A 17,489-nucleotide genomic window follows, 5' to 3' on the forward strand; every position below is an offset into this window, starting at 1 on the left:
ACTCCTGTTTAGATGAACTTCTATTCAGGAGGTCGCGTGATGCGCGCTCCGTTCAGCCGCCGCCCGTCCGTCGAGCGGGCCCGCCTCTACGTCACGTTCCCCTCCTTCCGCTGACCCCTCTCTCGCCACCTGGAGAAACAGTCATGAGCGACAGTTGCTGCGGCCCCGCCACGATGGCGATCGAGCAGCTCACGGCCCCTCGGCAGGCCACCTCAGGGTGGCGAAACGACCTGCCCGTGGTCGTGATCGGCGCGGGCCCCGTCGGCCTGGCCGCCGCCGCGCACCTGACCGAGCGCGGCATCGACTTCCTGGTCCTGGAGGCCGGCGATCGGGTCGCCGCGTCGATCGCGCAGTGGGGGCACGTACGGGTGTTCAGCCCCTGGAAGTACGACATCGACGCCGCCGCCCGCCGCCTGCTGGAGGCCGACGGCTGGACCGCGCCCGACCCCGAACGGCTGCCGACCGGCGCCGAGATCGTCGCCGGCTACCTCGCCCCGCTGGCCGAGCTGCTCGGCGACCGGGTACGCACGAACGCACGAGTGACCGCCATCAGCCGCCTCGGCCACGACCGCGTACGCACGGCGGGCCGCGAGCAGGCCCCCTTCCTGATCCGCCTGGCCGACGGCGGCGAACTGCGGGCAGGCGCGATCATCGACGCCTCCGGAACCTGGACCACGCCGAACGTGCTGGGCGCCGCCGGCCTGCCCGCCCACGGCGAGGACGACGTGCCCGTCGACCACGCCCTGCCCGACGTCCTCGGCGCCGACCGCCACCGCTACGAGGGCAGGCGCGTCCTGGTCGTCGGCGCCGGCCACTCGGCCGCCACCACGCTGCTCGCCCTGGCCCAGCTGGACGACACCCCGATCACCTGGGCCATCCGCGCGGGCGACGCCGGCCGCGCCTACGGCGGCGGCGACGCCGACGCACTCCCGGCCCGCGGCGCGCTCGGCACCCGCCTGCGCGCCCACGTCGCCTCCGGTCGCATCACGTTGCTGACCGGCTTCTTCACCCACCAGGTACGCGCCACCGGCGACGGCGTCGAAGTGACCAGCCGCGCCCCCTCCGGCGCCGAGCAGTCGATCATCGTGGACCGGATCGTCAGCGCGACCGGCTACCGTCCCGACCACTCCATCGCCACGGAACTGCGTCTCGACCTGGACCCCGTGCTCGGCTCCACCCGTGCCCTGGCCCCGCTCATCGACCCCAACCGGCACTCCTGCGGCACCGTCCCGCCGCACGGCGTGGACGAGCTGGCCCACCCCGAGCCCGGCTACTACGCCATCGGCGTCAAGAGCTACGGCCGCGCCCCCACCTTCCTGCTCGCCACCGGGTACGAGCAGGCCCGCTCCGTCGTCGCCGCGCTGGCCGGCGACTGGCAGGCCGCCCGCGACGTGCGGCTCGACCTGCCCGAGACCGGGGTGTGCTCGTCCAGCCCGGCCGAGGACCAGGAGCGGCGGGCCGGCCTGGCCACGGGCCTCAGCGGCGGCCTGCTGTCGGCCCCGCTCCCGCTCGCCACCGTCAGTGCCCCGGCCGGTGCCGGTGCCGAGTCCGGCGGCTGCTGCGGCTGAGAGGGACGCCGCGCCACGGCCGTGGCGTGTGCCGTCTCCGCGTTCGCGCCGGTCGCCTGCCACCGCCTATGATTTAGACCGGCATCGAATTAAGGAGTCACGCCATGGCCGCCCCCGCCACCGCCCAGTGCTGTGCGCCGATCGCCCGCGAGCCGCTCGGCGAGGCCGACGCCGCCGAACTGGCCGCCCTGCTCAAGGCCGTCGCCGACCCGGTACGGCTGCGCCTGCTGTCGCTGATCGGCTCCCATCCCGGCGGCGAGGCCTGCGTGTGCGACCTGACCGGCGTCTTCGACCTGACCGCTCCCACCATCTCCCACCACTTGAAGGTGCTGCGCACCGCCGGGCTGATCGACGGCGAACGCCGCGGCACCTGGGTCTACTACCGGATCATCCCCGAGACGGTGAACAGGCTGGGCGCGCTGTTCACGCCGCTCGCCGTCCCCGCCAAGGCGCAGAACGGCCCGGTGGACGTGGAACTCCTCACCGTATAGCTGACAGAACGCCTGCTCAGCAAGGACGACACCATGGCCGACCTCGGTTGGGCGGAGAGCCGGCCCCTCGCTGGAGGAGCAGGCCCGGCGTCTGGAGGAGCAGGCGGCCAGGCTGCGGGCCGGCGCGCGGCAGGACGGCCGGTGACTGACGCGACGCTCGGGAGCCGCCGCGCCGCGCGCCTAGACTTGGCACCTGTCCGAAGAAGGAGTGAAGGTGGCCGGCGCAAAGACCCCTGATCCGCCCGCCGAAGTGCTGGCCGAGGCTGCGGCCGCCTCCGCGCTGCTGGCCTCGCCGCCCAGGCTGCACATCGTGTGGGCGCTGGCGCAGGGCGAGTGCGACGTGTCCGGGCTGGCCGAGCGGGTGGGGGGCGCGCTGCCGGCGATCAGCCAGCACCTGGCCAAGCTGAAGCTGGCCGGCCTGGTCCGCTCCCGCCGGGAGGGCCGCAGGGTCGTCTACCTGATCGACGACGAGGACGTCGTGGCCACCGTGCGCGGGCTCGTCGGACGGCTCTCGCAACGGGCCGGCGCCTCCGGAGGACGCGTCCATGGTCTGGGCGCCTGACGCGCCGACCACGCCCGGCTCCGGTCCGGCCCCGCTGAGCCAGCTCCAGACCCTGCGCCTGCTGGACACCGGGCCACGCGGCCTGACGGAGGAGCAGGCCGAGGCCCGCCTGCTGGAACACGGCGAGAACACGATCCCCGCCCAGCGGCCGGTGTCCTGCTGTCTGTGGCTGGTGCTCGTGGCCGTTCTGTACGGCGGGGCGCTGGCCGTCCTCAACCGCCGCAGAAGGTTGTAGAGTTGCGCAATGTAGCAACTGTCATGGCCGTCGAACCGCTGGGGCGAACACACGCGCGCAGGGGAGCGTCAACGAGTCGCCGCACTCGTCATGTGGGCGCTGGTGTGCATGCTCGACCTCTGCCTGTGGGCCTGGGTCGACTGAGCCGTGTTCCGTCAGGCGGGCTCGTCGCCTCCTTCGATCGCCACAGATGGCTGGTCAGTTCGCCTCGGCGCGGCCGTCGGTCGTGACCGCCTCGCGCGACAGCAGCAGCTGGTCGAGTTTGGCGTTCACCGCCGCCAGCTGCTGCTTCACCTCCGCCAGCTCGGCCTGGGTCCGCGCTTCGGCCGGGGACGGCTCGGCGTCGTTCATGGCGTTGACCACCACCGCGATGAACAGGTTCAGCGCCACGAAGGTGGACATCAGGATGTAGGCGATGAAGAAGACCCACGCCCACGGCTTGTGCTCCATGACCGCCTGGGCGACGTTGCCCCAGTCGTCGCCGGTCATGATCTGGAACAGGGTGAACAGCGAGCGGGGCAGTTCGTCGAACCGTTCGGGCATGATCTCGCCGAACAGCTTGGTCGCGATCACCCCGGCGATGTAGATCATCAGGACGAGCAGGCCGATGATGGAGGCCATCCCGGGCACCGCCGACAACAACGCGCTGACCACGCGGCGCATGCTGGGCACCGCCGAGACCAGGCGCAGCGCCCTCAGGATGCGCAGCGCCCGCAGCACCGAGGCCGGGCCGGAGGCCGGGACGAGCGCGATCGCCACGATGACCGTGTCGAACCAGTTCCACGGGTCGGCGAAGAACGCGCGGCGGTAGGCGAACAGCCGGGCGGCGATCTCCACGGTGAAGACGGCCAGCGCGATCCGGTCGACGGCGTGCAGGAGACCACCGGCCCGGTCCATCAGGTAGGCGCTGGTCTCGCAGCCGATCGTGGCCGCGTTGAGCACGATGACGCCGATGACGGCCCGCTGGGTGAGCCGGTGTTCGAGCACGGCCCGCACGCGTTCTTGCCCGGACGACACTGGATAGCTCCTCACAGTGAAGATCACAAATCGCTGATCATGGTAGAGGCGACGAGAGGCTCCCCATGCAACCGAACCCGGCTGAGACGCGGAACACAACCGGTACTTACCCTCGCCCATATGTGTTGACCTGGGAGAAGACGCCCCGGTCAGGATCGGCCTGTCCGGGGTCGGTAACGTCCGGACCAGGAAGCCGCAGCCGACGCGCTGCGGCGGAGAACACGAAACGGGAAGGATCGGTGGTGGTGTCCGTGTCAGCGGACCCGAGCAAGAGCCCCAGCCTCAGGTACGGCCTTCGTCTGCGGGGTGCACAGCCGCGATGAGTGTCGCCCTCGGCCTGGTGGCCATCGTCCTGCTCACCCTCGCCACCGGCTACTTCGTCGCCCAGGAGTTCGCCTACGTCAGCGCCGACCGGCTCGCCCTGTCCCAGCGGGCCGCCGCCGGTGACAAGAAGGCGGCCAAGGCGGTCAAGGTGATGGAACGGCTGTCGTTCATGTTGTCCGGCGCGCAGCTCGGCATCACCGTCACCGCTCTGATCGTGGGTTTCATCGCCAGGCCCGCGCTGGCCGAGCTGATCGCCCCCGCGCTGGAGGCGGCCGGGGTGCCGCAGGCGGCGATCGGCGGCATCGCGCTCGGCATCGGGTTCGCGCTGGCCACCGTGATCCAGATGGTGCTGGGCGAGCTCGCGCCCAAGAACCTGGCGCTGGCCCGTCCGGAGCCGCTGGCTCGCGCCCTGGCCGGCTCCACCCTGGTCTACCTGGCCATCGCCGGACCGGTCGTCAAGCTGTTCGACACCGCCGCCAACAGACTGCTGCGCGCCGTCGGCATCGAGCCGGTCGAGGAACTGCACCACGGCGCCACCCTGGACGACCTGCTCACCACCCTCCTGGTGCCCGCCTGACGATCGGCCCGTGCCACCGGACGGCTGTGTCTGCGGAGTAGGCGCTCATATTCGGCATATCGGGAAATTCCTCTTTGTTTATAAATGCGCCCGCCTCCTCTCGTCGGCCTTTCTTTGCCATTGCCTTATCTGTCGGCGTGTGCTCAAATTATGATTCGATTTACCCATTCCGGCCGGGATGCTAGGCGGCAGATTTGCGACATGGATAGACATGTCGCTTTCGGCGGCTGCAGAATCGACATTTCGCACAATCGACGGAGGAAGATCGCCATGTTCAAGAAACTGCTGCGTTTCCTTCCCGCCGGCCTCGCGGCCGGCTCGCTGCTGGCCACCGTGGCCCTGCCCGCTCCGGCGTCGGCGTCAGCCTCCCGTGCCGCAACGCGGCAGAATGTCGTCACCGTACTCGGCTACAACAGCACCGACTGGAAATACCTCCAGGTGCCGTCCGGGGCCAACGCCCCGCGTTTCTACGAGCCGGACTTCGACGACGGCGACTGGGCGAGCGGGCAAGAAGGATTCGGCACCACCAACGGCACCTGTGCGTGGAACAATTCCACCAATGTCAAGACGTCCTGGGCGGTGAACACCGACATCCTGGTACGCCACTGGGTGCACATCCCGCGCAACGCACGACTGGTCCGCATCCAGGGAACGATCGACAACGATGCGCGGGTCTACTTCAACGGCCGCCTCGTCCAGACCGTCAGGAGCGGCCGCTGCGCCGCGGGCGCCATCAACGTCGTCCTACCCGCCAGACACCTGGAGCGCTGCAACCTCCTGGCCATCCGTGGCCATGACTACGGCGCCGCCACCTATCTGAACGTCGAGGTCAGCTACGTGAGGCTGACCCCCTCCGCCTGAACGAGCACCGCCGCGAGCCCCCGGCCCCCTCGAACTGCGAGAGGGCCGGGGGCTCTGGCGTGGCCGTCGCGGCGGGTTCGTCGAGGAGGGCGGCCCAGGCGGCCGTGGGCATGGCCCTTGAAACGATCCTCGTCAAGGCGTGGAATTTTGAACTGAGAGGAGAGGGCGGGCACAACCGGCCCGGCCTGTCCGCAATTGCCGCGCAGCGCTCGGCGTGAGCTTCGCCGCACAACAAGGCGAACCCCTTCGCCGTGTCCCATCAGCCCGCCGAAGCCCCCACCCGCACCGGAGGCACGCGTGACCCCCACGCCCGTGGTTCTCGACAGCAGCGGACGCCGCATCTATGAGCAGGCCGACTCCTTACGAGCCGCCGGACCGGCCGTTCCCGTCCGACTGCCCGGCGACCTCACCGCCTGGTCGGTGACCGACGGGGACGTCGTCAAGCACCTGCTGACGAATCCCCACGTCTCCAAGGACGCGCGCAAGTCCTGGCCCGGCTACCGCCCCTACGCGATCGTCGGCAAGGCGTTCACGCCCCGCCGCGTGGAGGCGATGCAGCAGCCGATCACCGCCATCGTCACCACGTTGCTGGACGCCCTGGCCGCCGAAGCTCCGGGCGACGTGCTGGACCTGCGGGCACGCTACTCCTACAAGGTCCCCACCCAGGTCATCTGCGACCTGTTCGGTGTGCCGCCGGACCAGCGGCCCGCCATGCTGGCCACCATCGACGCCGTGCTGGACACCAGCCTGTCGGCCGGGCAGACGACCCGCGTCCAGCAAGAGATGATCGCCTCGATGCACCGTCTCATCGAGGCCAAACGAGCCCAGCCCGGCGACGACATGACCAGCCGGCTGATCGCCGCCAGGGACAGCGGACTCGACCAGCTCAGCGACGACGAGCTCGTCAGCACGCTGCTCCTGATGATCGGCGCGGGCAGCGAGACCACCGTTTCTCTGCTCGACCATGCCGTCATCGCCATGCTCAGCCACCCCGAGCAGCTCGCTGTCGCCCGCCGCGACCCCGCACGCTGGGACGACGTCATAGAGGAGAGTCTGCGCCGGCACCCGCCCGTCATGCATCTGCCGATGCGCTACGCCACCGCGGACATCCCCTTGGACGGGCAGACCGTCATCCGCGCCGGAGACCTCATCCTCATCGGCTTCGGCGCTCACGGGCGTGACCCTGCCGTCAATGCCGATCCTGACCGCTTCGACATCGACCGGCACGACCGGGCGCACCTCGCCTTCGGCTACGGCATGCACCATTGCCTGGGCGCGCCGCTGGCCCGGCTGGAGGCACGCGTCGCTCTGCCCGCGCTGTTCGACCGCTTTCCCGATCTGCGGCTGGCCACCGGCCCGCAGGATCTCCAGCCGCTGCCCTCCTTCATCGGCACCGACGTGCTCCGACTGCCCGTGACGCTGACCTCCGGCCGCAGAGGTGGCGCCGACGAACGATGAGCGGCGAGCCGAGGTCGGGCTGGGACCGCACGCCGACTACGACAGCTTCCTGCGTCAGCAGTCGGGGTGAGACCGTCGGCCGGTCGCGGGGCCCGCGGTGCTGCGGAGGCGGCGTACATCACGAACACTGAACGCGGCCGCCGCACCGGCGACGACGCCGCACCGCCCTCCAGGTGGCGTGCCGCGTACAGCGGCCCCAGGACCGTGAACCCGGCTCCCCAGCATGCCGACGTCAGCGCCGGGAGGCCGGTCAGCGTCCACAACCAGCGGCGACCGGCGAACGCGGACAGACCCTCGATCAGCTCCCCGGCGAACCCGCGCCGCCCGGGACGGACGGCTGCGGCCGGCACGCGCACCATGAGGAACACCGCGCCGGACAGCCCCGTTCAGCCGGCACGTGCCGCTGGGGGGCGACCGTGGCGCTCGGGACGGAGATCCCCGGCGACGCCAAGGCGATCAGCTCGCCTGGCCGAGGAGGACCAGTCCGTGATCCCGCAGCTTCGTGCACGGCCCCTTCTCCGAACCTCTCACGCGCTTGCTCGGTCCAGCGTCTCACCTCGCCGATGTCCCATCTGGTCGGCGTGGCAGGCGCGCGCCGACCGGTCGCACCTGTACGGTGCGAAGCCTCCTCTCGGTCAAGGAGCAGACTGTGTCAGTGCTCATCGCTCATCTCGTCTCAGCCGTCGGTCACCAGGAGCTGCCCCGTCGGGCAGGTGCGGGAGCGACCTGTGGCGATCACTGACGCGGACATATCGAGCGCCGTCCGGGACCACCTCTCGCGTTTCCCGGACGAGGCCGCGCTGCTGTCCGAGCCGCTCCGCCTGCTGGCCGAGGGCCGCGATTTCGCCTCGCGGCGGAACTTCCCGATGCACGTGACCGCCGGCGCGCTGCTGGTCCGCGACGGCACCGAGGTCCTGCTCGTCGAGCACCGCGCCTACGGGATCCTGTTGCAGCCTGGCGGCCATCTGGAGCCGGCCGACACCTCACTGATCGACGCAGCGGTGCGCGAGCTGGCGGAGGAGACCGGAATCGACCCCGCGCAGGTCATGCCTGCGTCGCAGACCCCCGTCTACATCGAGTACGCCCGCGTTCCGGCCCGACCGCAGAAGGGCGAGCCGGCGCACCATCACCTCGACATCGGGTACGCGTTCGTGACGCACGCGGACCTGGGGCCGATCCAGGAGTCAGAGGTGACGGACGCGGCCTGGTACCCGCTCGGCGAGGCCGAGCGGCTCGTCGGCCCGCGCATCGCGCGAGCCGTGCCGGGCCGCGATCAGAACCCGTCAGCCGCGGCGTCCCTCAGTCGAAGGACGGTCTGACGCCCCGCCCCCGGCTCCGCTTGAGCTCGAAGAAGTCCTCCGTCCCGGCGACCAGGACCAGGCCGTCCCAGAGCCTGCCGGCTGCCTCGCCGCGTGGCGCCTGCCTGATCACCGGGCCGAACAGGGCCATGCCGCCGACGCGGAGAACGGGAGTTCCGACGTCGAGCCCCACCTCGTTGAAGGCCTCATCGTGGGAGTCCCTGATGAGCTGATCCAGCGCGTCGCTGTCGGCGGCTGCCGCCAACGCGGCGGGCAGGCCCACCTGTGCGAGGGCTTCGGTGACGACCGTGGGGTCGTCGCGACGCTTCTGGTTGTGGAAGCGGGTGCCGATCGCGGTGTACAGCGGGCCGAGCACGCCGCGGCCGGCGTGCTCGGCGGCGGCCGCGCAGACCCGCACCGGCCCCCAGGCCTTCTCCATCTGGTTCCGGTAGTCCTCGCTCATCCCCTCGCCCTTGCGCTGGACGAGGTTCAGGTGGGCCAGCGACATGACCCGCCAGTCGGCGCGCACCGGCCGTACCTTCTCGACCTCCAGCAGCCAGCGCGAGGTGACCCACGCCCAGGGGCACAGCGGGTCGAACCAGAACGGGACCTCGACGAGCTCCGGCTCTTCCGTGGTCGTCATGATGCCTTCCTTCCTCTCGGACCGATCTCGCAGAGGGGCGACGTGCGCCGGCAACGTGTCGGGTTCGTGGCTGGGCAGGCTGAGGATGAGGTGCTTGGCCATCGGGATGGTGTCCAGAAGGTCGATGCGGGCCAGCGTTCGCCCTGGTTGTATATCACGCCGGCTCCGGTCACGGCGTGCTGAGCCGCCGGCGAGATCCCGATCCGAGTGACCGTGCGCCCAGCTTCCACCGCCGGTTGAGGCTTTCCCGCCCGCCCTTCCGGCGCTTCCGGGCCAAAGTCTCCGGGGCTGGTTCAACGACAGCCTTGACGTATGAGCGCTGCGGACCACGACGGTTCCCACCGGTGGCCGTCCTCGGCCCTGCGCGGACGACACGACCGAGGTGAGGAGAGATCATGACCGATGCCCTGCCGGACCCGGTGACGTTCCCGATGCCCCGCGCGACCGGCCGCCCGTTCGACCCGGCGCCCGAGCTGACCCGCCGCAGCGCGGAAGCGCCCGTCTCACGCGTCCGTCTGTGGGACGGCACCACCCCCTGGCTGGTCACCCGCTACGACGACGTCCGCGCGGTGCTCGCCGATCCGCGCGTCAGCGTCGACGTGGCCGAGCCCGGCTTCCCGCACACCAACGCGGTGAGCAAGGCACGCGACGCGCGGATGAAGACGCTGATGCAGATGGACGCCCCCGAGCACACCGCGCACCGGCGCCTGCTGACCGCCGACTTCATGATCAGGAAGATGGAGGCGCTGCGGCCCAGGATCCGGCGGATCGTCGACGACCTCATCGACGACCTGCTCGCCGGTCCCAACCCGGCCGACCTGGTGCGGGCGGTCGCGCTGCCCGTCCCGTCCCTGGTGATCTGCGAACTGCTCGGCGTGCCCTACGCGGACCGGGCCTTCTTCCAGCGGGCGGCGGCCGAGCTCGTCATGGACGAAGGCGACCCCGCGCGGGCCCTGGCCGCCGCCGAGGAGCTGAACGGCTACCTGGAGGCGCTGGTGGCGGCCAAGAGCGACGACCCGGGCGACGACGTCCTCAGCAGGCTGGCCGTGGAGCAGTACCGGACGGGCGCGATGACCCTGACCGAGATCTCCACGATGGGCCAGCTCCTGCTGGTGGCCGGGCACGACACCACCGCCAACATGATCGCGCTCGGCACGGCCGCCCTGCTGGCGCACCCCGACCAGCTCGCGGCGGTGCGCGACGGCGACCCGGCGCTGGTGGCCAACGCCGTCGAGGAGCTCCTGCGCTACCTGTCCATCACCCACACCGAGGCCCGCCGCGTCGCCCGCGAGGACCTTCAGGTCGGCGGCACGACGATCCGCGCGGGCGAGGGCATCGTCGTCGTGAAGAGCACCGCCAACCGGGACCCGGCGGCCTTCCCGGACCCCGGCGTCCTCGACGTCCGCCGCGCGGTCCGCCATCACGTCGCCTTCGGGTTCGGCGCCCACCAGTGCCTGGGGCAGTCGCTGGCCCGGGTGGAGCTGCAGGTCGTCTACGGCACGCTCTACCGGCGCGTCCCCACGCTGGCGGCGGCCGTGCCGCTGGAGGAGCTGGCGTTCAAACAGCAGGCCGTCTTCTACGGCGTCCGCGAACTGCCCGTCACCTGGTGATCGAGCGAAGGAGTCAAGCACATGAAGGTCACCGTGGATCAGGACGCCTGCACCGGCTCGGGGCAGTGTGTCCTCGTCTGTCCCGAGGTGTTCGACCAGCGTGACGAGGACGGCATCGTCGTCCTGCTGCGGGACAGCCCGGAACCGGGGCTGCGCGAGGGCGTCGGCGAGGCCGCCCGGATCTGCCCGGCCCGGGCGATCACGCTGGGCGCGTCGTGAGCCGCCCCTCCCGGATCGTGGTCGTGGGCGCCTCGGCGGCGGGTCTGTCCGCCGCCGAGGCCCTGCGCCGCGACGGATTCACCGGCTCGCTGACCCTGGTCGGCGCGGAGCGGCGGGAGCCCTACGACCGGCCGCCGCTGTCCAAGCAGATCCTGCTCGGCAGGTGGGCGCCCGACCGCGTGACGCTGCGCCGCCACGAGCCTCGCGCCGCGCTGGGGGCCGACTGGCGGCTCGGCGTCGCCGCCACCGCCCTCGACACCGGCGCGCGCGAACTCGCGCTGTCCGACGGCGGCGTCCTGCCCTACGACGGGCTGGTGATCGCCACCGGCGTCGTCCCGCGCCGGCTGCCGTCGGGGCACGAACTCGGCGGCGTGCACGTGCTGCGCACCCTCGACGACGCCCTCGCCCTGCGCGAGGGGCTGCTCGCCGCCCGGTCGGTGGTCGTCGTCGGCGCGGGCTTCCTCGGTACGGAGGTCGCCGCCGCCGCCCGGCAGCTCGGCCTGGACGTCACCCTGGTCGATCCGCTCCCCGCGCCGTTGATCGACCGGCTCGGCGACCGGGTGGCGCGGCTGCTGGCCGGATTGCACGCCAGGCACGGCGTCCGCCTGCGTCCCGGCGCCCTGGTCACCGGCCTGACCGGCCTCGACGGCCAGGTGAACGGGGTCGATCTGGACGACGGCACGCACGTCCCGGCCGACCTGGTGCTCGTTGCCGTCGGCTCGGCCCCGGCGACCGGCTGGCTGACCGGCAGCGGCCTGGACGTGGAAGACGGCGTCAAGTGCGACCATCGGTGCCGGGCCGCGCCCGGCGTGGTCGCCGCCGGCGACGTCGCCTCCTGGCGGCACCCCAGCTTCGGCCGCCTGCGCGTCGAACACCGGCTGAACGCCACCGAACAGGGCACGGCCGCAGCCCGGACGCTCCTCGGCGGCCAGGCACCCTTCGCACCCGTGCCCTACTTCTGGACCGACCAGTACGACGTGAAGATCCAGGTCCACGGCGTCACAGGCGGCGACGCCCGGTTCCAGATCGTCGCCGGGGACCCCGCCACCGGCCGGTTCGCCGGTCTGTACGGCAGGGACGGCCACGTCATCGGCGCCATGACCTGGAACCTGCCCCGGCAGGCCCGCGCCCTCCTCCGGCACGTCGCCGAGCGCACCCCGTGGCGCCTGGCCACCGAGTGAAGACCTGCGGCGTTCGGGACGAGGACGACGCCTGCACACGCCCACACGGGTACGGCTGAGGGGCGGCGGCCAGGTTCACGTTCCCCGTGCCGTCGGCCCGGGCTCAGAACCGGTAGCGGAGAACGCGTGCCCCTTGCCGGGACAAGGTCGTGCTGCGGGCGGTGAGACGGGTCAGCGCCCGCAGGGGTTGCGGGAACCGGGCCACTTCCGGCGCGCGGGAGAGGACCTGCTCCTCGATCAGTTCCAGGCCGGCGTCCCAGGACTCGGGTTCGTGCGCGTCGTCGAAGCCCTGGGCGGCCTTGATGCCGAGTGCCTTGATGGTCGGGTGGTACTTCATGGCCCAGGCGGCGAAGCGGGTGTAGCCGTTGAGTGCGAGCTCACCCGCGGGGAAATGGCCGGTCAGCGCGCGGGTCATCGCCTGGAAGGAGTCGCCGGGCATGAAGGGGAGCAGCCCTTCGGCGACGATCACCGCCGGCCGGTCATCGGGGACGGCCGAGAGCCAGCCGGAGCCGGTGAGGTCGGCTCCGACCAGGTGGGAACGGCCGGGCAGGCGTTCGGCTCGCAGGTTCACCACTTCGGGGAAGTCGACGTCGTACCAGTCGACGCCCGGCGGCGGAGCACAACGGGACATCCTGGTGTCCAGGCCACAGCCCAGGTCGAGCACCACGCATCCGGGGTGAGCGGCGACGTAGGCGCGGACCACGTCGTCGAGCTTCCTGGCGCGCAGTGCCGTGGTGAGGACGAGGCTGGGCTTGACCTTCAGCCTGCCGAAGTCGTAGTCGATGGTGGCGGCCAGGTCGGCGGAGAGCGTGTCGCCGAGGATCGGATGGGGGAGCCCGGCGTCCAGGGCTCTTGCCTGGAGGGTGAGCAGCAGCGTTTCCTGGATCAGCCCGAGCTCGGGTTTCCAGCGGTGCATGGAGATTCCTTAACGGCGTAGCGGATGGTGGGCCGCGAGGTTCTGCAGCCATGTCAGGGAGTCGTGGGCGGCCTTGATGCGCTCGGTGCGCCGCCCCTCGCCGCCCGCGATGTCGAGCCCTTCGTCGGCGATCTCGCCGAACGCGCTCAGGCTGTCGAGCTTGCGCTGGATGACCTTCTGCCAGGCGTCGTCCTCGATGCGGTAGTAGGAGGTGCGATCCCCGGGCCTTCGCACCTTCTCGACCAGGTCGATGGCCGTGAGAAAGCGCATGTTCGAGGTGAGCGAGGCCCGGCTGGCCTGGATGGCCTCGGCGATCTGGCCGGCGGACTGCTCGGCCGGGTCACAGATCATGAGCCAGCCGAGGATGCGTCCGGTGATGGGCGGCAGCCCCCACTCCTCGACGCAGAATGCGGCCACCCGCTCCACCCATCGAAGCAGCCGGTCCTGCTGTTCCTCAGCGCTCATCGTCGCGTCCTCCCTTGGTGATCGTGTGCCGGTTCACTGTGTCATGGCGGCCACCGACTCGTAGGTGGGTGCTGGGGTGAGGCCGGCGAGCGCGGTCCTGCGCAGGTAGAGGTCGAACCAGTCGATGGCGAGCGCCATCGCCTCCTGCAGGCCGGGCCCGGTGTAGAGACCGAGCACGTCGTACGGCAGCACCGCGAGCCGCTTGGGCTCGCCCGCCTTGGCGAAGGCGCTCTGCGCCTCTTCGAGCATGTGGTAGGGGTCCCAGCCGCCGTTGGCGATCATCAGCAGCGGCGTCGGCGCGAGCCGGTGGATGAGGTTCTCCGGGGCGAAGGTGAGCAGGTGCTCGGCTGAGTCGAGGGTCTTCTCGTTGCGGTAGGCGGGAAACAGGCGGGTCGAGATGTCCGGAGCGTCCTTCACATTGTCGCCCTCCAGCGTCAGGTGCGGCACGCGAGCGCTCGGCTCGCCTTCGTAGCGCCGCTGCCAGTCCTGCTCCAGCCGGTCGCGCAGCGCGTGAACGCCGGCGCGGCCCAGGAGGCGTTCGGTGTACCGCCATCCGTCCCACACGCTGGGGCTCTGCACCACTACGCACTTGATGCGCCGATCGAGCACGGCGGCCTGGGCCGCCACCGAGCCGCCGATGCTCACCCCCCACACCCCGATCCGCTCCGGCTGCACTTCGGGACGGGTCCGCAGGTAGGACACGGCGCTGCGGAAGTCCTCCACCTGCCGCTCCGGGTGGTCCAGGCCGCGCGGCTCGCCCTCGCTGGAACCGACCGTGCGGTAGTCGATGGCCAGCACCGCGAAGCCGGCCTTGACGAAGTGCGGCGCGAAGAACGCCAGCGCCTCCTTGACCATCACCCCGCTGTGCCCGAGCACCAGCCCGGGGACCGGATCGCTCGTCTCCGGAAGGTAGAGATCGCCCGCGCAGCGGGTGCCGAGGCTGTTGAAGGTCACGTGTTCCATGGCGCGCTCCCTAGTAGTTGCTAGTCATTTCAATCATGACTGAAATGACTAGCAACTTCAACAGAGTCGACGCCCTGGCGCCATCAGGGCAAGGGCGTCAGCCGGCGACCCTGCCGAACAGGTGGTTGGCGGGAGCGTCCGGGTCGTCGCCGTAGAAGAATTCCGTGACCGCCTGGTGGAACTCGGCGCGGTCCAGCACGCCGGAGCCGTCTCGGTCCAGGGCGGCGAAGACCGCGGCGCAGTCCTCGCCGGGGACGCCGCCGACCGAGTCGAACATCTGCTGGAACTCCGCCTGGTCGATCCAGCCGTCTCCGTTGAGGTCGGCGAGGTCGAAGAAGCAGCTGGTCACCGGCTCGATCTGTGCCGGGTACAGGGCGCGGTCGGTCAGGGCCTGCCTGAACCCTTCGGTCATCTCCCGCAGATCGACCTTCCCGTCACCGTCGTGATCCATCGGGGCGATCACGTGCGTCCAGAATGCGTCCATCCTCTCGGTGAGCAGGCGGGCGGTCTCGGAGTCAGGCGCGGCGCCGCGGACGGCGATGTAACGCTCGCTCATCATCCGGACGTCCCGCTGGGTGATGAACCCGTCGCCGTCGACATCGGCGCCCCGGAACCACTGGCCGTACTTGAGGTCTTGCAGTCGAGTCATGATTACGCAAAGTATTCGATCGATTACGACAAGGCAAGCGGCCGGAGTGCTTTGGCGTCAACCTTCGAGGCGTGGCGGGGTGAAGGCGAGCACGTCGGGATGAGGGCCGTCGTAGGGCTCGACGTCGACCAGCGCACTGAGAGCGCTCGGCCCTTGGGACAGCTGCGAGCACGGCCGATCCGCCGTGAGGACATTGGGATTGCCGTGGCGGTCCAGTGTTCCGCTCACGCCTGGCTCGACCGGATCCCACCACGCGCCGGTGGACAGCTGGACGACGCCTGGCATGACGTCGTCCGACAGGACCGCGCCCGCCAGGCAGCTGCCCCGGTCGTTGTGGATGCGTACGATCATGCCGTTCTCGATGCCGCGCGACGTGGCATCCAACGGATTCATCGTCACGGGCTCGCGGCCACGGATCTTCGAATCGAGGCTGTGGCCACCGTTGTCGTACTGGCTGTGCAGGCGTGAGGCGGGCTGATTCGAGATCAGATGCAGCGGGAACCGGCTCGACAGGTCGGCGCCGAGCCACTCCGCTGGTTCGAACCACATCGGATGCCCGGCACAGTCGTCGTAGCCGAACGAGTCGATCTCCTCGGAGAAGATCTCGATCCGGCCCGACGGCGTCGGCAGGGGGAAACGCCGCGGATCTGCGCGGAGCGCCTCGAAGCTGCCGGGAAACGGTCCGGTCAACGCGGGCAGCTCGGCGGTGGAGCTGTGCCAGAAGTCGTCGAAGCCCGGCAACGCGGCATCGTCGCCGAGTCCGGCCCGCGTCTGCTCGTACAGGTGCCGGACCCATTCGAGCTCGGAGCGCGACTGCGTGAACTCCTGCTCGTATCCGAGCCGGGAGGCCAATGCGGCGAAGATGTGATGGTCGGTGCGTGACTCTCCCGCCGGCTCGCGGACCTTGGGCATCGCGACGAGGTGGGGATCGGAGAATCCGGCGGCGAAGTCGTCGCGCTCCAAGCTGGTGGCGACGGGCAGGACGATGTCCGCGAACTTGGCCGTGGTGTTCCACCAGGCTTCGTGCACCACCACCGTGTCGGGGGTCTGCCAGGCTCGGGCCAGCCGGTGGAGATCCTGATGGTGGTGGAACGGGTTCCCGCCGCACCAGTAGATCAGGCGAAGCTCCGGCAACGTGAGGCGCCGCCCGTCGTAGCCGATGGACCTGCCCGGATGCAGCAGGGCGTCGGCGATCCTCGCGACCGGGATGAAGTCCGGGACGGGGTTGGCGACCCCGGGCACCGCCGCCACGGAGGGGCGGCCTCTGGCCACGCCTGTCGCGTCCATCGTGGCGTAACCTGCTCCCCAGCCGCAGCCGGGCCGGCCCATCGAACCCGCCATGGCGGCCAGCACGACGGACATCCAGATCGGCTGTTCGCCGTGGTCCGCCCGCTGCACCGCGTAGTTGACCATGATGAGAGAACGCCGCTCGGTCAGGCGGCGAGCGAGGTCGACGATCGCCTCGCGACCGATGCCCGTGATCCTCGCCGCCCAGGCGGCGTCCTTGGGGACGCCGTCGAGCTCGCCGGTCACGTACGAGGCGAAGCGGTCGAACCCGACGCAGCACCGGCGCAGGAAGTCCTCATCGTGCCACCCGTTGACCAGCATCGTGTGGGCGATGCCCAGCATCGCGGCGGTGTCGGTGTTGGGGACGACGGGCAGCCACTCGGCGTCGAGGAAGCCGGCGACGTCGCTGCGGATGGGGCTGACGTTCACGAACCGCACCCCGGCCGCACGGCACTGTCGCTGCAGGACCTGCGTCTGGTGCCTGGCCAGCCCGCCGGGGTTGATCTGGCTGTTCTTGAGTGCCAGCCCGCCGAACGCCACCACGAGCTCACAGTTGCCGGCTATCTCGTCCCACATCGGCATCCGCGACTGGTAGCTCCAGGGATGCCCGCCGATCACATGGGGAAGGATGACCTCCAACGCGGCCGTGCTGTAGGTGTTGCGCGAGTCGGTGAAGCCCCCGCCCAGCGCCAGGAACCGGTGGAGTTGACTCTGCGCGTTGTGGAACACGCCCGCGCTCGCCCAGCCGTACGACCCGCCGAACACCGCGCTGTCCCCGTGCTGCGAACGCACTCGACGGAGTTCGTCGCTCACCAGCGTGATCGCGTCGTCCCAGCTCACTTCCACGAAGGTGTCCGCGCCTCTGGCGGCGTCGTGGACGCGCGGCCGGCCGTTGAGCCAGCCCTTGCGCACCGCGGGGCGCAGCACGCGAGCGCCGTCGTCGGCGGCTGTCACCATGCCGGGGCCGATGGGTGACGGCACGGGGTCGTCGTCCCTCGGCTCAATTCGTACTAATCGCCCGGAATCGACCACTGCGATGAGACTGCCCCAGTGCGTCGCGACCGACATGCGTCGTTCCACCATGCATCCACCCCATCCCTGAAGTTCCCCCTGCTTCGACCAGCGGTTGCTGGCGTGGCAGGGGCCTCCACTCCAGTCGACGGCC

The 17,489-nt window shown here is 70.6% G+C and carries 18 protein-coding genes; 11 read left to right on the plus strand and 7 right to left on the minus strand.

Going from position 1 to position 17,489, the window contains the following annotated elements; translation table 11 throughout:
• The first annotated feature begins 143 nt into the window (after nt 1–143).
• The 4 genes from ACIBQ6_RS28140 to ACIBQ6_RS28155 all read left to right on the plus strand — a co-directional run bounded on the left by ACIBQ6_RS28140 (nt 144) and on the right by ACIBQ6_RS28155 (nt 2,856).
• Entirely contained in the window at nt 144–1,568 is a 1,425-nt protein-coding gene (locus tag ACIBQ6_RS28140) for an FAD-dependent oxidoreductase (protein ID WP_397215511.1), read from the plus strand.
• Nucleotides 1,569–1,672: 104 nt separating this feature from the next.
• Complete coding sequence (locus ACIBQ6_RS28145; protein WP_358295334.1) at nt 1,673–2,059, plus strand: metalloregulator ArsR/SmtB family transcription factor; 387 nt, start codon at nt 1,673–1,675, stop codon at nt 2,057–2,059.
• A gap of 214 nt (nt 2,060–2,273) precedes the next feature.
• The gene (locus ACIBQ6_RS28150; protein ID WP_397215513.1) at nt 2,274–2,621 is read left to right on the plus strand and encodes an ArsR/SmtB family transcription factor; all 348 of its coding nucleotides are present in this window, start codon (nt 2,274–2,276) and stop codon (nt 2,619–2,621) included.
• On the plus strand, nt 2,605–2,856 hold the full coding sequence (locus tag ACIBQ6_RS28155; protein WP_358295337.1) for a cation-transporting P-type ATPase: 252 nt from the start codon (nt 2,605–2,607) through the stop codon (nt 2,854–2,856). The genes ACIBQ6_RS28150 and ACIBQ6_RS28155 overlap by 17 nt, the downstream gene beginning before the upstream one ends.
• A 198-nt stretch (nt 2,857–3,054) precedes the next feature.
• On the opposite strand, the gene ACIBQ6_RS28160 is transcribed toward ACIBQ6_RS28155, so the two are convergent.
• On the minus strand, nt 3,055–3,873 hold the full coding sequence (locus tag ACIBQ6_RS28160; RefSeq protein WP_397215516.1) for an ion transporter: 819 nt from the start codon (nt 3,871–3,873) through the stop codon (nt 3,055–3,057).
• Nucleotides 3,874–4,192: 319 nt separating this feature from the next.
• On the opposite strand from ACIBQ6_RS28160, the gene ACIBQ6_RS28165 reads away from it, so the two are divergent.
• The 4 genes from ACIBQ6_RS28165 (at nt 4,193) to ACIBQ6_RS28180 (ending at nt 8,412) form a co-directional block, all read left to right on the plus strand.
• Nucleotides 4,193–4,774, plus strand: a complete 582-nt coding sequence (locus tag ACIBQ6_RS28165) for a CNNM domain-containing protein (RefSeq protein WP_397215518.1) — start codon at nt 4,193–4,195, stop codon at nt 4,772–4,774.
• Between the two features lie 270 nt (nt 4,775–5,044).
• Nucleotides 5,045–5,635 (plus strand): hypothetical protein, encoded by a 591-nt coding sequence (locus tag ACIBQ6_RS28170; protein ID WP_397215520.1) that lies wholly within the window; start codon nt 5,045–5,047, stop codon nt 5,633–5,635.
• A 297-nt stretch (nt 5,636–5,932) separates the two neighbouring features.
• Entirely contained in the window at nt 5,933–7,093 is a 1,161-nt protein-coding gene (locus ACIBQ6_RS28175) for a cytochrome P450 (RefSeq protein WP_397215522.1), read from the plus strand.
• 728 nt (nt 7,094–7,821) lie between these two features.
• Nucleotides 7,822–8,412: an NUDIX domain-containing protein gene (locus tag ACIBQ6_RS28180; protein WP_358295354.1), complete on the plus strand. Its 591-nt coding sequence runs from the start codon at nt 7,822–7,824 to the stop codon at nt 8,410–8,412.
• On the opposite strand, the gene ACIBQ6_RS28185 is transcribed toward ACIBQ6_RS28180, so the two are convergent.
• On the minus strand, nt 8,393–9,034 hold the full coding sequence (locus ACIBQ6_RS28185) for a DsbA family protein (RefSeq protein WP_397215524.1): 642 nt from the start codon (nt 9,032–9,034) through the stop codon (nt 8,393–8,395). The two genes, ACIBQ6_RS28180 and ACIBQ6_RS28185, sit on opposite strands and share 20 nt — an antisense overlap.
• A 395-nt stretch (nt 9,035–9,429) precedes the next feature.
• Between ACIBQ6_RS28185 and ACIBQ6_RS28190 the strand changes: the two genes are divergently transcribed.
• From ACIBQ6_RS28190 to ACIBQ6_RS28200, 3 genes are read left to right on the plus strand one after another with little or no spacing between them, the layout of a single operon-like run.
• Complete coding sequence (locus ACIBQ6_RS28190; protein ID WP_397215526.1) at nt 9,430–10,644, plus strand: cytochrome P450; 1,215 nt, start codon at nt 9,430–9,432, stop codon at nt 10,642–10,644.
• 21 nt (nt 10,645–10,665) lie between these two features.
• Complete coding sequence (locus tag ACIBQ6_RS28195; RefSeq protein ID WP_397215528.1) at nt 10,666–10,863, plus strand: ferredoxin; 198 nt, start codon at nt 10,666–10,668, stop codon at nt 10,861–10,863.
• On the plus strand, nt 10,860–12,044 hold the full coding sequence (locus ACIBQ6_RS28200; RefSeq protein WP_397215530.1) for an NAD(P)/FAD-dependent oxidoreductase: 1,185 nt from the start codon (nt 10,860–10,862) through the stop codon (nt 12,042–12,044). Before ACIBQ6_RS28195 ends, ACIBQ6_RS28200 begins: the two co-directional genes overlap by 4 nt.
• 103 nt (nt 12,045–12,147) lie before the next feature.
• Here the strand turns inward: ACIBQ6_RS28200 and ACIBQ6_RS28205 are convergent, their stop codons facing one another.
• The 5 genes from ACIBQ6_RS28205 to ACIBQ6_RS28225 form a co-directional block, all read right to left on the minus strand.
• The gene (locus ACIBQ6_RS28205; protein ID WP_358295645.1) at nt 12,148–12,960 is read right to left on the minus strand and encodes a class I SAM-dependent methyltransferase; all 813 of its coding nucleotides are present in this window, start codon (nt 12,958–12,960) and stop codon (nt 12,148–12,150) included.
• Nucleotides 12,961–12,969: 9 nt separating this feature from the next.
• Entirely contained in the window at nt 12,970–13,425 is a 456-nt protein-coding gene (locus ACIBQ6_RS28210; protein WP_358295366.1) for a transcriptional regulator, read from the minus strand.
• A gap of 33 nt (nt 13,426–13,458) precedes the next feature.
• Entirely contained in the window at nt 13,459–14,388 is a 930-nt protein-coding gene (locus ACIBQ6_RS28215) for an alpha/beta hydrolase (protein ID WP_397215534.1), read from the minus strand.
• Nucleotides 14,389–14,485: 97 nt separating this feature from the next.
• A complete protein-coding gene (locus ACIBQ6_RS28220; protein WP_397215536.1) occupies nt 14,486–15,037 on the minus strand; it encodes an EF-hand domain-containing protein in 552 nt (183 codons plus the stop codon).
• A gap of 57 nt (nt 15,038–15,094) precedes the next feature.
• Nucleotides 15,095–17,407: a molybdopterin-dependent oxidoreductase gene (locus ACIBQ6_RS28225; RefSeq protein ID WP_397215538.1), complete on the minus strand. Its 2,313-nt coding sequence runs from the start codon at nt 17,405–17,407 to the stop codon at nt 15,095–15,097.
• Nucleotides 17,408–17,489: the final 82 nt, after the last annotated feature.

Source organism: Nonomuraea sp. NPDC049655 (genome assembly GCF_044465465.1).
Classification (GTDB): domain Bacteria; phylum Actinomycetota; class Actinomycetes; order Streptosporangiales; family Streptosporangiaceae; genus Nonomuraea.